Below are 14,616 nucleotides of genomic sequence, written 5' to 3' on the forward strand. Positions count from 1 at the left end.
CGGCACTCACTTGGTGAGCCCCATGAGCGTAATCAGGTCGTACGCCACGTGGGAGGCAGCCACACCGGTAATGTCCGCGTGATCGTAGGCAGGTGCCACTTCCACCACATCCGCTCCAACAAGGTTCATTCCGCGCAGACCGCGGAGGATCTCCAGCAGTTCCCGGCTGGTCATGCCGCCGGCTTCCGGAGTTCCCGTTCCGGGTGCGTGGGCAGGGTCCAGCACGTCGATGTCAACGGAGATGTAGAGCGGGCGGCCGCCGATCCGGTCCCGGAGCTTCGCCACCACTTCATCCACACCCTGGCGGAAAACGTCGGAACTGGTGATGATCCCGAAGCCGAAGCGGCGGTCGTCTTCAAGGTCCTTCTTGCCGTACAGCGGGCCGCGGGTACCCACATGGGAGATCGCCTCGGTGTCCAGGATCCCTTCCTCCACAGCACGGCGGAAAGGTGTGCCGTGGGTGTATTCGGCGCCGAAGTAGCTGTCCCAGGTGTCCAGATGTGCGTCAAAGTGCAGCAGCGCCACAGGTTCCCCGGCCCGTTCGGACGCGGCGCGCAGCAGGGGCAGGGCGATGGTGTGGTCCCCTCCGAGGGTCAGCAGCCGGGCACCGTCCGCCGTCAGGTCCAGTGCCCCGGCCTGGACTGTTTCAATGGCCTCGTTAATGTTGAACGGGTTCACGGCGAGGTCACCGGCATCCGCAACCTGCAGGTTAGCGAACGGCGAGGTGTCCTGCGCCGGGTTGTACGGGCGCAGCAGCCGGGACGCCTCACGGATGTGGTTTGCACCGAAGCGGGCGCCCGGGCGGTAGGAAACTCCGGTGTCGAACGGCACGCCGAGGACAGCGACGTCGGCGCGTTCCACCTGGTCCAGCCGCGGAAGGCGGGCGTACGTGGCGGCACCGGCATAGCGCGGGACTTTGGCGGCGTCGATCGGGCCGACTTTGCCGTCCACGTTGATGCGCGGCTGCGTCTGTGGTGAATCCATTGAGTGCCTCTCCGGTTCGTTGGGTGCCGAGGGCCCGAGCCTACCGGAAACCCAGCTAGGAGTTATCTAATAGGCATCAAATGTTTATCGGAAGGCTAAAGTGGAACCGCGATCGGCGTCAAGACTAGGCTGTGACTATGGCGGACCGGGTTTCCTATGCGAACAATGATGGAATGAACTACGACGTCGATGTCCTGATCGTGGGTGCCGGGCCCACCGGGCTGGCCCTCGCAGCCCAGCTTTCCGGCTACGGAACGAGCTTTAGGATCATCGACCGGCGGCAGGGTCCCTCGACCCAGTCCCGTGCACTGGCAGTGCAGCCGCGCACCCTGGAGGCGCTGCGGCCCTTCGGGATCAGTGCCGCCATGGCCGGCAGGGGAACCCCGGCGCATCAGCTGAAGCTGCACCTTCCGGAGGAGACAGTCTCGGTTGGACTGTTCGACGTCGGCATTGAAGACTCCGCCCACCAGCAGCTGCTGTTCCTGCCGCAGTCCGAGACCGAACAGATCCTGCTCTCCTACCTGGCCAGCCGCGGAGTGCGTGTTGAGCGGGGAGCCGAGCTGCTGGAACTTGAACGCCTGGTTCCCGACGATCCCTTCGCGGGCATGGAAGCACGGGTACAGCGCCAGGACCGTGGAATTGACCGGATCCGCGCCCGGTACATCGTGGGTGCGGACGGCGCCGAAAGCACCGTGCGCCGCCGCGCCGGGATGGATTTCCGCGGCTCCGGCTACGCCGACACATTTGTCCTCGCTGACCTTGAGGTGGACGGCGCAGATCCCGGCGCTGTACACGCTTACCCCACAGAGGACGGTTTTATGGTCCTCTTCCCCCTGGGCCGGCCTGCTTCGTGGCGGATGATCAGCCTGAAGGAGCGCGGGGACAACAGCGCAGTGACCCTTGAATCCCTGCAGGCGGTTGCCGACAAGTTCTCCGGCGGCGGCCTGGTCCTGCACGATCCGAAGTGGATCAGCAGTTTCCGGCTCTCGCACCAGATGGCCGAATTCTTCCAGTCGGGCTCCGTGTTCCTGGCCGGCGACGCCGCCCACGTTCATTCCCCCATTGGCGGTCAGGGAATGAACACCGGTATCCAGGATGCGCTGAACCTGGGCTGGAAGCTCGCCCTGGGCGCACGGGGGCTGGCTACGGACGAGCTGATCGACAGCTACGACGCTGAACGCCGGCCGGTGGCCCGCGGAATCGTCGGGTTCACCGATCGCCTCTTCAAACTGGCAACGAGCCGAAGCGGACTGAAGAAACTCCCGCGTACCAAGCTGCTGCCTGCCCTGGCGCCGTCCATCGCTGCGAACGAGCGGCTGCGCAGCCGGGCGTTCCGCACCATGTCCCAGCTCGGCATCCATTACCGCGGCAGCACCATGACTGAATCCGCGCTGAACCGGCGCCCGGCGCTGCTGACCTCCGGGCCGAGGCCCGGCGACCGGCTGCCTGACGCCGTTGTGCATTACCAGGAGAAGGAACGGCGGCTGCAGGACCTGGTGGCCGCCCCCGGATTCCACCTTCTGCTGACCGGACCCGGCTGGCCTGAGGATACTCCGCAGCAGATCCATGCTGCCCTGGCCGGGCTCGGCCGGCTGCTCACCGTGCAGCGCCTGGTGGTGGGCAGCAAGCTCACCCCCTCCGGCCCGGGCGTCATCGAAGACGTGAGCGGACTGGCGTTTGAGCGGCTGGGCCTCTCACCGCGCCGGCCGGAAGTCCTGGTGATCCGGCCCGACGGCTACATTGGCTACCGGTCTTCTGGCACGGACATCACCGGCGCCGTGGCCTACCTGGAGCGGCTCATCGGAGCAGGCGCACGGTCTTCACTTCAAAGGGCCTGAACTCGAGGTCCCAGCGTCCGTCCGCGCGGCGTGGAATTTCCGCGCCCGCGGCGGCCGGACGTTCCAGCAGATCGGTCGCTGCTGCCGCCCGGGCGGCGAAGCCGGCTGTGAGCACCGCGCTGGTGTGGCCTCCCAGCGATTCGTAGAGCCGCAGGACGACGTCGCCGCTGCGGTCATCTGCCAGCTTCACTGTCTCGACCAGGACGCTGGACGGCGTGAGGACAGCGAGCGGAGGGACGCTTCCAGCGCCAGCGCCAGCCACGGTCCGCAGCGGGAGATTGAGCCGGTAACCGTCCTGCACTGCCTCCGCCACGGTCGCGTCCGGGCGAAGTGAAAACCTGAAGGTATGCACCCCCTGGTCCGCACCCGGGTCCGGGAAAAGCGGTGCACGCAGCAGGGAGGCACGCAGCAGGGTTCCGGTTCCGGCGTCCCTGGTCCCGGTCCGGGTGATGTCGTAGCCGTAGGTGGAATCGTTGGCCAGCGAGGCACCCCTTCCGTGTTCGCCCGCATGGATCCACCGGTGGGCCGGAACCTCGAAGCGGGCATGGTCCCAGGACGTGTTTTCGTGGGTGGGACGCTGGACGTGGCCGAACTGGATCTCAGCTGAGGCCCGGTCCGCCAGCACTGCCAGCGGGAATCCCAGCTTGAGCAGTTTTTGCTCCTCATGCCAGTCAGCCTCAATGTCTAGGTCCAGGGCCCTCCCGTCCGGGCTGAGCGAGAGAGTCTGGGTCACCGCTGAGCTCCCAAACTTGTACTTGAATGTCATTGAACGGTCCCCGGAACCGGTCATCACCCCGTGCAGGGACACGGGCGCCGTCCGGTCTGCCGCGTCAATGTCCCAGGCGTCCCATTGGTTGGGAGTGTCGCGGAAGAGCTGGAAGTGGTTGGCTACTTCACCGGGAACCACCAGCTCCCGTCCGCTGTCCCCGCGCAGCGAGGTGATGGCCCCTGTCGAACTGACCCGGGCGGTGAGATGATCCGAGGACAGCTGCCACCCGCCGTCGCCGGCTTCCAGCCGCGCCGCAGCGGGAGCGGCCGTTTCGGCCTCACCGCCCATAGCCGGGATGCCCCGGAGTCTTACCGGCGCGGCATTGAACGTGAGGACCGCATTCCCCTCCCCCGCCAGAACCCGCTGGGCCCGGGCAATGATCCGCTCCAAATGCGCGGCTGCCCCGGCATACTCCCGCTCTGCGTCCTCGTAGACCCAGGCGATGGAAGAACCGGGCAGGATGTCATGGAACTGTCCCAGCAGCACCGTTTTCCACGCGGCGTCCAGCTCCTGGTACGGGTAGTCCGTGCCGCAGCGCACCGCTGCCGTGGCCGCCCACAGTTCAGCCTCATGCAGCAGGGCTTCGCTGCGCCGGTTGCCGCGTTTGGTGCGTGCCTGGGATGTGTAGGTGCCGCGGTGGAACTGCAGGTACATCTCGCCTGACCACACCGGCGGATCCGCGTAGTCCCCTTCCGCTGCCTCGAAGAAGGACCGGGGACTGGAGAGCTGTACCCGGGGAGATCCCTCCAGGGATGCGGTGCGGTAGGCGGCCGCCAGCATTTCCCGGGTCGGCCCGCCGCCCCCGTCGCCCCACCCGAAAGGCACCAGCGAAAGGTTCGTGGCCCCCTTTTCCCGGAACTGCCGCTGGGCCCGCGCAAGTTCCTGCCCGGTTAGCGCAGAGTTGTAGGTGTCCACCGGCGGGAAGTGCGTGAACACCCGGGTGCCGTCGATTCCTTCCCAGAGGAACGTGTGGTGCGGCATCACATCGGACTCGTTCCAGCTCAGTTTCTGGGTGAGGAACCACCGGGAGCCGGCCGCGCGGATCAGCTGCGGAAGGGCACCGGAATAGCCGAATGAGTCCGGCAGCCAGACGTCCAGCGGCTCGACCCCAAAGGCCTCCAGGAAATACCTTTTCCCAAAGGTGAACTGCCGTACCAGCGATTCTCCGGACGGAAGGTTCGTGTCCGCTTCCACCCACATGCCCCCGGCGGGCACAAACCGGCCTTCAGCAACCCGCGCGGCCACCCGTGCGAACAGCTCCGGATGGTCCTCCTCCAGCCAGGCATACTGCTGCGCGGAGGAGGCTGTGAAGACGAAGTCGGGATCGGTATCCATCAGCGCCAGGACGTTCGAGAAGGTGCGTGCCACCTTCCGCCGGGTTTCCCGCACCGGCCACAGCCAGGCGCTGTCAATGTGGGCATGGCCGACCGCGTGGATCCGGTGGGCGCTGGAGGCGGCCGGGGCGCTCAGCGCCTCTTCCAGCAGCGCACGGGCCCTGCCCGCCGTCCCGGAAACGTCCTCCGGTGCGACCGCGGCGGCGGCCCGTTCCATGGCCCGCAGGAGATCATGCCGGCGGGGTGAGTCCATCGGCAGCTCATGCATCAGGCCCCACAGCACGGAGAAGTCCTGGGCAAGGTTCCAAACCTGTTCATCCAGCAGCGCCGTGTCTGCCCGCCGGAAGACGTACAGCGGTTCTTCACCGGCAGTGTCCCAGCTGCCCAGCGGGGTGGGACGGAAACTGAAATCCCCTATGACGTTCGGGGTGGCGGCGGCCTCTACCCAGAGCAGCAGTGCGCTGCCGGGCTCCTGCTCCAGCGGCACTGCCATGTTGGTCGCCTCGAGCGCCTTCAGCACCCTGCCGCCGGCGTCGTAAACCAGTCCCTCGGCCTGGAACCCGGGCATATCGGCGCTGAAGCCCAAATCGACCAGCGCTTCAGCTGCGAAGCCGGGGGCCGGAGCAGGGACCGTCCCGGTCAGCCGGAACCAGGTGGTGCGCCACGGTTTACCCCAGCGTGCGCCGGGCGAAACGGGCCGGTACGCCTGTTCAGCAGCCTCGGCGAAGCTGACCGGTTCGCCGGGACAGTCCCAGACCTCGGCCTGCAGCGGCGCAAGCGAAGTCCACAGATACGGAGGCAGACGCTGGGCCAGGAAACGGGCAATACGGCGTTCAGCAAGATCGCGGTCCGGGTGCATGCGCCCACTCTGCGCGCCGCGGTGCCCGTTGGGAAGGTTGCTAGGCGGAGCCGGGGCTAACCAGTGTCCAAATTACGACGGCGGCGGCCCCGGTGTCCGGGTTGCGCCAGGAATGTGATTCCTTGCCCGGGAAGGTCACGGTGTCACCGGCGGCAAGGTTCATGGTCTCGGCTGCGAAGATAAGGTCAAGCCTGCCCTCGACGACGTGCAGCACCTCAACCGAACAGTCCACGGAGTACAGGTCCGTTTCACCGCTGCCTCCCGGGCCGATTTCCGAACGGATCACCTGGACCTGGCGTTCGGTGCGCGGAGTCAGCAGCCGCTCGTTGATTCCGCTGCCGCCGAGGTTGATTCCCGGCGCGTCCGGCCAGCGCACCAGCGTGGTCTGCGGCGGAAGGAACAGGTCACCGATCGAAATTGAAAGCACCTGGCAGAGCGTGACCAGCGACGCCACGGACGGTGAGGTGAGATCCCGTTCCACCCGGCTCAGGAAACCCTTGGTCAGTCCGGTTGACTCCGCGACCTGTTCGATGGTGAGGTGGCGTGCCTGCCTGGCGGTGCGGATCCTGGATCCGATGGCGATTGGAGCGTTGCTCGGTTCCACCGACAGTGCCTTCATCAATCCAGCCGTCCTTCCAACCCGGTAATCAGTGCCCGCCGGGATCCCGGGAAGCGCGTTTGTAACCGCCGTCCGGTCATTACGCAAGCAGTGCCGAGGCGGCATACTTCACACTAATTGACCGGTGCCACAGCCGCGCACTAGCGTAAGTAAACAATAGTTTCCCAGCGACATATGCCGGCTGCGGCCGGTTCCCCAGTACTGCACCGGGTCCGGACGGTTAATCCCCTGCCCGTCCGGCCCCGGTGCTTCCCATTTCCGGGGACTCGCCGTCGTCGGACGCAACTTCAGGGACCTCCGCGGGGTCGCCCTGGTCCTCACCAATCCAGACCTTGATCACGGCCCACGAGACGGCTGCTATCGGCACGGACAGGATCGCTCCGACGATGCCGGCAAGGATCGTTCCGGCGGTCAGTGCAAGAAGGATCACCAGCGCGTGGATGCTCAGGGTCCGGCCCATCACCACCGGCTGCAGGAAGTTGCCTTCGAGCTGGTTCACCGCGATGATCACGATCACCACGATCAGGGCCACCACCGGGCCGTTGGCCACCAGGGCAATCAGGGCCGCCAGGATGCCGGCCGCAGTCGCTCCGACCAGCGGGATGAAGGAACCAACGAACACAATCACGGAAAGCGGGAGAGCCAGGGGCACCCCAAGAATGAACAGGGCAGCGCCGATGCAGATGGCGTCGACGGCGGCGACGATGGCCGTCCCGCGGACGTAGCCGCCCAGGACTTCCATGGCCCTTGCGCCGGCAAGTGATGCCTTCCGGTGCCGTTCCCCGCTGAACCAGCGCAGGACGAACGCCCAGATCTTGTCCCCGTCCTTCAGGAAGAAGAACAGCACCACGGCCATGAGCACGAACCCGGTGGCGAAGGAACCGGCAGCGGACAACCCGGCCAGTGCCCCGCTGCCCACCGTCGAGGACGTCGCGAAGTCCAGTACGGCGTCGCGGGCTTCCTGCATGGCGGAATCGTCGACTGCAAACGGGCCTTCCTGCACCAGCCTGTACAGCTCATCGAATCCCGCGACCGCCTGGTCCACGAGTGTGGACCACTCGCTCCGCACCGCAAACACGATTCCGGTGACCAAACCGCCGAAGACAATAAGGAGCAGCAGGAAGGATGTGCCGGTTGCGAGTGCTCCCGGCCAGCCCTTGCGCCGCAGCCAGTTCACGAACGGTGCAATAGCCGCTGCAAGGATCAGGGCGAGCAGCACCGGAATGACCACCAGCGTCACCCGGGTCAGGGCATAAACCGCCACGCCAACGAGCAGCAGGACCAGCAGAAGCTGTGCCGAACGCAGCGCAGCGTGGCCGAGGCCGTCGTTCCAGTACCCCTGCAGCCTCCTCGACTCGGTCAGGTTCGAACTGGAGCCGGGTTGGCTGTCCATGTGTTTTCCCGTCTAGGTTGTGGGTCCGGCTTCAGGGCCGGCGTCCTTGGTCTGCAGTGATTCCTTGACGTGCCTCCGGAGGACCTTGCCGATCAGCGACCTTGGCAGGTCCGGTATCTGCACGATTCGGCGGGGAACCTTGTACGCTGCCAGCTCCTTGCGGACGTGCGAACGCAGCTCATCGGGGTCGAATTGCATGTCAGGACGGGCAACGACGGCAGCCACCACGTCTTCTCCGCCGCCGGTCCGGGTCAGCCCCACCACGGCAGCCTCGGCGACGGCCGGGTGGCGTTTCAGTGCTTCCTCGACTTCTGTCGGAGAGACGTTGAAACCGCCCGTGATGATAAGTTCCTTGATCCGGTCCCGGATGGTCACGAAGTCGTCGTCGTCCACCGAGACGATATCACCGGTACGGAACCAGCCGCCGTCGAGCAGTGCGGCCCGAGTTTCGGCGGGTTTGTTCCAGTACCCCTGGAAGACCTGGGGTCCGCGGATCAGCAGCTCACCGGCTTCGCCGCGGTGGCGTTCCCTGGTTGGATCCTCCGGGTCAACCACCTTGATGTCCGTCAGCGGGAACGGCACTCCCACGGTGCCGGCCTTGCGGGTGGGGCCCATCGGGTTTCCCAATGCCACCGGCGAGGTTTCGGTCAGTCCGTAGCCTTCGATCAGATAGCCGCCGGTGGCCTTTTCCCAGGCATCCACGGTTGCTGCCGGGAGGTTCATGGCACCGGAGATCGCGAACCGGACTCCCTTCAGGGAGATGCCCTGCTCCTGGGCCCCGGCCACAATCCGGTCGTAAATGGGCGGAACCGCGGGCAGGAAGGTCGGGGGCGTCTTCTTGGCCGCCTTCAGGACCAGGTCTACGTCGAACTTCGGGAAAAGGACCAGCCTCGCCCCAATGCTCATCGCGAAGGTGAGGCTGAGCGTCAGGCCGTACGCGTGGAACATGGGCAGTACGCCGTAGACGGTTTCCCTGCCCATCCGAAGTCCCGGAATCCATGCCCGTCCCTGGGCAGCATTGGCCATCAGGTTGGCGTGGGTGAGCATTGCCCCCTTGGGGTCCGCTGTGGTGCCGGAGGTGTACTGGATGGCAGCCAGGTCCGCTGCCTTAGGATGCGGGTGGCGCCGCGGCAGCGGCCTGTGGTCCAGGAGATCCTTCCACGCCACGACGCGGCGGCCGGCGCTGCGGGGCTTCTTCTCCGGAGCCAGCGCTGCACGGCTGCGGCGGGCGGCCGGGATGGGGAGCTTCAGCGCCAGCTGCGTGGTTCGCGGCATGGCGCTGATCAGGTCTACGGAAACGATGGTCCGGACGGGAATGTCTGCCGGCAGGGACTGGATCCGGTCAACTGTCTTGTCCCAGACCACCGCCACCGTGGCGCCGTGGTCCTCAAACTGGTGCCGCAGCTCGCGGTCGGTGTAGAGCGGGTTGTGTTCCACCACCACCGCGCCCAGGCGCAGGACGGCGTAGAACGCCACAACGTGCTGCGGGGCGTTGGGAAGTACCAGTGCCACACGGTCACCGCGCTTGACCCCAAGGCGTTTCAGCCCGGCGGCGGCCCGCCGGATCTGGTCGCCCATATCGCGGTAGCTTGTGGTGGCACCGAAGAACTGCAGCGCGGGTTTGGAACCGTATTTGCTGATTGAGTCCTCGACCATGTCCACCAGGGACCCTTCGGGGAGCTTTAGGTTCTGCGGCACGCCTTCCGCATAATGGCGTGTCCACGGCCGGTGAAAGTCAGGGAATCCCTTGGAAGCTTTACTCACGGTTGAACTCTATCCGCTGCTGGGCGGGGCGCATGCCCCCTGGGCGGGCGGGGAAGACCTGCATTTTTCGTTCACCCTCCTGAGGGGAATCGCGGCTGGCCTGGGCTACACTTGAAAGCTGAAGGGGAGTAGCTCCGGTACACGTCCAATCTTAGTTTCGGCTTCGGCCGCACAAAAATTGGAACGGATTTCCGAGGACTGTCGACATACTGGCTGCAGCAGCAGCCCGGCACTCCACCGCGGTGCACGGCACCCGGCGAGCGAGACCTTCGGCCAGTTATCAAGCTGGCCGGAGCGCCCCCTTTTTGCTCCGGCCGTGACCAGGAGCGTGTGTGAACATCCCACCAACTCACGGGCAGTCACCCCCTGAGCGATCCAAGCCCACCAGCGCCGAACGACGCCGCTGGCGCCAGTACCTTGCCGATGAGCAGGCTGAAGCTGCTACCTACCGCTACCTCGCCGAACGCCGCGACGGAGAGGAACGGGACATCCTTCTGGCCCTGGCCGAGGCGGAGGGCCGCCATGAAGAGCACTGGCGCCGCCTGCTCGGACCGGAAGCGGACAAGCCGATGCGCCCCTCCTTCCGCAACCGGCTCCTTGGCCTGCTGGCCCGGCGGTTCGGTTCTGTCTTTGTGCTGGCACTCGCGCAGCGCGCGGAGGGCCGCTCCCCCTACAGCGACGACCCCAGCGCCACCAGCGCCATGGCAGCTGATGAACAGATCCATGAAGAAGTGGTCCGTGGCCTGGCCACGCGCGGACGCACCCGCCTCTCGGGCAACTTCCGGGCCGCTGTCTTCGGTGCGAACGACGGCCTGGTCTCCAACCTCGCACTGGTGATGGCAATTGGGGCCACCGGAGCATCAAGCACTTTCGTCCTGTTCAGCGGTATTGCCGGCCTTCTTGCCGGAGCACTGTCGATGGGTGCCGGGGAGTACGTCTCAGTCCGTTCGCAGCGGGAACTCCTGGAAGCCTCCCGGCCTACCCAGGTGACGCTGTCCGCTGCGAAATCCCTGGACATCGATGCCAATGAACTGGTGCTGGTTTACCGGGCCAGGGGCATGTCCAGGGAAGCCGCCGAGCACCGCGCGGCCGAACGCATGGGGCTGTATACCTGCGACTGCGACCCGTCCCTGTCCCTCCAGCCGGAGAAAATGCAGGAAGCCAGCGGAGAGGACCATGAGACCGTCGGCACGGGTATCGGAGCAGGCCTGTCCAGCTTCTGCTTCTTCTCCTCCGGCGCCATCATTCCCGTCCTGCCATACCTGTTCGGGATGGGCGGGTTGTCCGCCGTCGTCCTTTCCTGCGTCCTGGTGGGCATCGCCCTCCTGCTGACCGGGTCAATTGTCGGGCTGCTCTCCGGGGCGTCCCCGCTCAAGCGCGGACTGCGCCAGCTCGGTATTGGACTGGGTGCTGCTGCAGTCACCTACGCCCTGGGCCTGCTGTTCGGGACCGGCCCGCTCTAGCCGCCCCTCCCAGCGTCTGCTAGCGCGGAGTGGACGCGCTGATCTGGCGAAGCTCCGTGGTGCTGGGGCCGTTGCCCTCGTCCTCGGCGCTGATCAGGACGTTGCCTTCACCGATGGCTTCGGGCATGACTTCCGGCTCAAGGCGGGTAGCCAGCGGCTTCTCCTTGATGAACAGGCACAGGATCGTCGCTACAACTGCCATGGGCACCATAAAGAGGAACAGCGGAATCAGGGCCTCATTGTAGGACCGGATGATGATGTCCTGAATGGCTTCGGGCAGCTCATGGACAAGCTTCGGCGTCAGCGAATTGCCGCCTCCGGTTGCCGAGGCGGCGCTGGCGGGAAGCCGCTCGCCGAGCAGGTCCGAAAGCCGGTGCGCGAAGAGGCTGCCGACTACGGCCGAGCCCAGGGTGGCACCGATCTGGCGGAAGTAGTTGTTCGCTGCCGTGGCGGTGCCCACCTGCCGCATGGGGAAGGAGTTCTGCACCACCAGCACCAGGATCTGCATGTTCAGGCCCAGGCCAAGGCCAAGGACGGCGATGTAGACGCACAGCTGCCAGACAGGCGAGTCGGCTGTGATGGACCCCATCAGCAGCAGCGCCAGGATCATGATGGCCGAGCCTGCAATGGGCATCCACTTGTAGCGTCCGGTCTTGGAGACCAGTGAACCGGACAGCACTGAGCTGAACAGGAGGGCACCCATCATGGGGATCATCAGCATGCCGGCCTCGGTGGCGCTGGCGCCGGTGGCCATCTGCAGGTACGTGGGCAGGTAGCCGATGGCGCCGAACATGGCCACGGAAGTCAGCAGACCGGAGGCGGTGGAGAGGTTGAAGTTCCGGTCCCGGAACAGTTCCATCGGGATGATCGGCTCGGCGGTGCGGCGTTCAACCATCACGAAGACGACGGCGGAAACAATGGTACCGGCGACCAGGCCCAGGATTACCGGGTCGGTCCATTCGTAGGTGCTGCCGCCCCAGCTGCTCACCAGCACCAGGCCGGTGGTGGCCAGCGCAATAAAGACCATGCCCCACAGGTCGATCCTGGGACGTGACGTCACGGCACGCGGCTTGAGGAAGAACAGTGCTCCCAGCAGTGCCAGCACGCCGACGGGGATGTTGAACCAGAACGCCCAGCGCCAGCCCGGACCCTCGGTCAGCCAGCCGCCGATGAGCGGGCCAACTACGGACGAGAACGCGAAGACGCCGCCCATCCAGCCCATGTACTTGCCACGCTCACGGGCAGGCACGACGTCGGCAATGATCGCCTGGGACAGGATCATCAGGCCGCCGGCACCAATGCCCTGGATGACGCGGGCAATGATCAGCCAGGTCATGTCCGGTGACAGTGCGCCGACAACGGAACCTGCCAGGAAGATGATGATCGCCGCGACCAGGAGGTACTTGCGTCCGATCAGGTCGCCCAGTTTGCCGTAGATGGGCATCATCACCGTGGAGGCCAGGATGAAGGCCGTGATGACCCAGAGCATGAGGTTGGCACCGTTGAGTTCACCCACGATCGTGGGCAGTGCGGTGCCGAGGATGGTCTGGTTCAGCGCTGAAAGGAGCATGGCCAGGACCAGTGCGGTGAATACCAGGACGAGGCTGGGTTTCTTCCCGTTGCTCGTGGGAGCTGCTTTGGCAGCTGTTTTCGTCATAGAAGTTCCTTGAAGACGTCTCGGAGGAGTTCGAGGCCCTGGTCGAGGGCCTCGAACTGTGCGGTGGAAGTGGGGGTAAGCCAGGTTTTTTGCATGACGTAGCGCATGCGGGTGCTGGCGGTGAGGACGATGGTGAAGGCGACGTCGTCGACGTCGTGTCCATACCAGCCGGAGTCAGGTCCCTGCTCGCGCCAGCGGCGGGATTCAGCCAGCTGGTTCCGGACAGTCTCAAGGACCAGCTGCTCGACCTTGAGGATGTACTGGTAGCGCTGATGACGCAGGTGCGGGAAGGCCTCATAGATGCGGGCCCGCTGTTCAGCGGAGTCTTCCCCACCCTGGATGGTGCGCAGGACGGAGAGCATCAGCGTGCTGACTTCGGCCAGCAGGTCCCCTTCGATGTCGAAGGACTCGAGCATGGCCGGGTCCACCCACGGATCCCGGAGGCCCAGGACGGCATCTTCCTTGCACGGGAAATAGTTGAAGAACGTCCGCGCTGAAACACCTGCCTCTTCGGCGACGACTTCAACGTTCACCCCTTCCAGTCCGTCTTCGACGGCGCGGCGGGCCGCGGCGGCGTGCAGCGCCGCCCAGGTTTCGGCGCGCTTGCGATCGCGGAGGGAAAGTAGTTGACTCACCGAACTACTTTGTCATCAGGGGGTAATTTTCACAACTGCAAAATTGCAGTTGTGCAAAGAATCACAGGAGGCTGAGCATTTTTACGGCTTGAGCATGACTTTCACGGCCTGCCGCTGGTCCATGGCCGCATAAGCTTCCGGGGCCTTCTCCAGGGACAGCACGGAGTCAAACACCCTGCCGGGATGGATCTTTCCCGCCAGAACGTCTTCGAGGAGCTCCGGCAGATAGGTGCGCACAGGCGCCATCCCGCCGCCCACCGTGATGTTCTTGGCGAAAAGTACTCCAATGGGCAGTTCCGCCCCGCCCGCGGGCACTCCGACGAATCCGACGCGCCCGCCGGGACGGGTGCAGCGCAGGGCCTGGTCCATCGACTCCGCCGTCCCAACGCATTCCAGCACTGCATCCGCGGGCACGCCGCCGAGCAGCTCACGGACCCGGGCCGCGCCTTCCCTGCCGCGTTCGGCTACGACGTCGGTGGCTCCGAATTCGCGGGCAAGCGCTGCCCGGTCCTCGTGCCGGGACATGGCGATGATCCGCCCGGCGCCCAGTCGCGAGGCGGCCAGGACGGCGCAGAGGCCGACCGCACCGTCTCCCACCACGACTACGGTTTGCCCCGGACCCACGCCTGCGCTGACGGCAGCGTGGTGGCCGGTGCCCATAACATCGGAGAGCGTAAGCAGGTCAGCCAGCAGTGCGTCATCGGGATCAACGACGCCGGGAACCTTCACCAGGGTTGCCTCCGCATTGGGCACCCGGACCGCTTCGCCCTGCGCACCCTGGACAAAGTCCCCGCGGGTATCTGTGCTTCCCCATCTGACCAGTTCTTCGCACGCGACCGTGACGCCGGAGCGGCAGGGCGGGCATTTCCCGCAGTTACCGGTAAACGGAGCAATCACAAAGTCGCCCGGGGCCAGAGACGCAACGCCGGTTCCCACGCTTTCAACTACACCCACGAATTCATGGCCAATCGCCCGCGGCTCGCGGGTTTCGCGGATACCGCGGTAGGGCCACAAGTCGGATCCGCAGACACAGGCCGCGCTCACCCGGACAACCGCGTCGCCATCGCGCAGCACCTGCGGATACTCCCTGTCTTCAACGCGGATATCGCCGGGACCGTGGATGATGGTGGCGCGCATAATGGCCTTTCTGTAAGCGGGCAAAGGTTCTCATACCAGCCTAACGGCGTAAGGGAAAGCCAGGTGCATGGGTAGTTCTCCCCATGTGCGGATCACGAATTCTGGATTACCGTGGGCAGTGAGGGCCAACGGCAGCCCGAGACCCGGTTCAGTTCCCAGTCCAG

Annotated in this window: 10 protein-coding genes; 2 read left to right on the plus strand and 8 right to left on the minus strand. The window is 65.6% G+C overall.

The window, feature by feature from the left end; all coding sequences use genetic code 11:
- Positions 1-6 precede the first annotated feature (6 nt).
- Positions 7-984 (minus strand): agmatinase, encoded by a 978-nt coding sequence (speB, locus tag FYJ28_RS07170; protein WP_055239946.1) that lies wholly within the window; start codon positions 982-984, stop codon positions 7-9.
- Positions 985-1,121: 137 nt separating this feature from the next.
- Between speB and FYJ28_RS07175 the strand changes: the two genes are divergently transcribed.
- The gene (locus FYJ28_RS07175) at positions 1,122-2,822 is read left to right on the plus strand and encodes an FAD-dependent monooxygenase (RefSeq protein ID WP_229780302.1); all 1,701 of its coding nucleotides are present in this window, start codon (positions 1,122-1,124) and stop codon (positions 2,820-2,822) included.
- On the opposite strand, the gene FYJ28_RS07180 is transcribed toward FYJ28_RS07175, so the two are convergent.
- From FYJ28_RS07180 to FYJ28_RS07195, 4 genes are all read right to left on the minus strand, one after another.
- Entirely contained in the window at positions 2,782-5,784 is a 3,003-nt protein-coding gene (locus FYJ28_RS07180; RefSeq protein WP_154578766.1) for an alpha-mannosidase, read from the minus strand. The two genes, FYJ28_RS07175 and FYJ28_RS07180, sit on opposite strands and share 41 nt — an antisense overlap.
- 40 nt (positions 5,785-5,824) lie before the next feature.
- Positions 5,825-6,403 carry a helix-turn-helix domain-containing protein gene (locus FYJ28_RS07185; protein ID WP_055239943.1) on the minus strand — a complete coding sequence of 193 codons (579 nt, stop codon included), beginning with the start codon at positions 6,401-6,403 and terminating at the stop codon, positions 5,825-5,827.
- Between the two features lie 220 nt (positions 6,404-6,623).
- Positions 6,624-7,796, minus strand: a complete 1,173-nt coding sequence (locus FYJ28_RS07190; RefSeq protein WP_154578767.1) for an AI-2E family transporter — start codon at positions 7,794-7,796, stop codon at positions 6,624-6,626.
- Between the two features lie 12 nt (positions 7,797-7,808).
- Positions 7,809-9,560 carry a long-chain-fatty-acid--CoA ligase gene (locus FYJ28_RS07195; RefSeq protein ID WP_326831573.1) on the minus strand — a complete coding sequence of 584 codons (1,752 nt, stop codon included), beginning with the start codon at positions 9,558-9,560 and terminating at the stop codon, positions 7,809-7,811.
- Positions 9,561-9,898: 338 nt separating this feature from the next.
- Between FYJ28_RS07195 and FYJ28_RS07200 the strand changes: the two genes are divergently transcribed.
- Complete coding sequence (locus tag FYJ28_RS07200) at positions 9,899-11,023, plus strand: VIT1/CCC1 transporter family protein (RefSeq protein ID WP_442778580.1); 1,125 nt, start codon at positions 9,899-9,901, stop codon at positions 11,021-11,023.
- Between the two features lie 19 nt (positions 11,024-11,042).
- On the opposite strand, the gene FYJ28_RS07205 is transcribed toward FYJ28_RS07200, so the two are convergent.
- The 3 genes from FYJ28_RS07205 to FYJ28_RS07215 form a co-directional block, all read right to left on the minus strand.
- Complete coding sequence (locus tag FYJ28_RS07205) at positions 11,043-12,680, minus strand: MDR family MFS transporter (RefSeq protein WP_154578768.1); 1,638 nt, start codon at positions 12,678-12,680, stop codon at positions 11,043-11,045.
- A complete protein-coding gene (locus tag FYJ28_RS07210; RefSeq protein WP_055239939.1) occupies positions 12,677-13,315 on the minus strand; it encodes a TetR/AcrR family transcriptional regulator in 639 nt (212 codons plus the stop codon). Before FYJ28_RS07210 ends, FYJ28_RS07205 begins: the two co-directional genes overlap by 4 nt.
- Positions 13,316-13,396: 81 nt before the next feature.
- Complete coding sequence (locus FYJ28_RS07215; RefSeq protein WP_154578769.1) at positions 13,397-14,452, minus strand: zinc-binding dehydrogenase; 1,056 nt, start codon at positions 14,450-14,452, stop codon at positions 13,397-13,399.
- Between the last annotated feature and the right edge of the window lie 164 nt (positions 14,453-14,616).

The sequence above is a fragment of the Arthrobacter sp. BL-252-APC-1A genome, assembly GCF_009696625.1.
In the GTDB taxonomy this organism is placed as follows: Bacteria; Actinomycetota; Actinomycetes; order Actinomycetales; family Micrococcaceae; genus Arthrobacter_B.

Bases quoted from the DNA above. Each gene is read 5' to 3' on its own strand.
- speB (WP_055239946.1), bottom strand. From the start codon at position 984: ATGGATTCACCACAGACGCAGCCGCGCATCAACGTGGACGGCAAAGTC.
- FYJ28_RS07175 (WP_229780302.1), top strand. From the start codon at position 1,122: ATGGCGGACCGGGTTTCCTATGCGAACAATGATGGAATGAACTACGAC.
- FYJ28_RS07180 (WP_154578766.1), bottom strand. From the start codon at position 5,784: ATGCACCCGGACCGCGATCTTGCTGAACGCCGTATTGCCCGTTTCCTG.
- FYJ28_RS07185 (WP_055239943.1), bottom strand. From the start codon at position 6,403: ATGAAGGCACTGTCGGTGGAACCGAGCAACGCTCCAATCGCCATCGGA.
- FYJ28_RS07190 (WP_154578767.1), bottom strand. From the start codon at position 7,796: ATGGACAGCCAACCCGGCTCCAGTTCGAACCTGACCGAGTCGAGGAGG.
- FYJ28_RS07205 (WP_154578768.1), bottom strand. From the start codon at position 12,680: ATGACGAAAACAGCTGCCAAAGCAGCTCCCACGAGCAACGGGAAGAAA.
- FYJ28_RS07215 (WP_154578769.1), bottom strand. From the start codon at position 14,452: ATGCGCGCCACCATCATCCACGGTCCCGGCGATATCCGCGTTGAAGAC.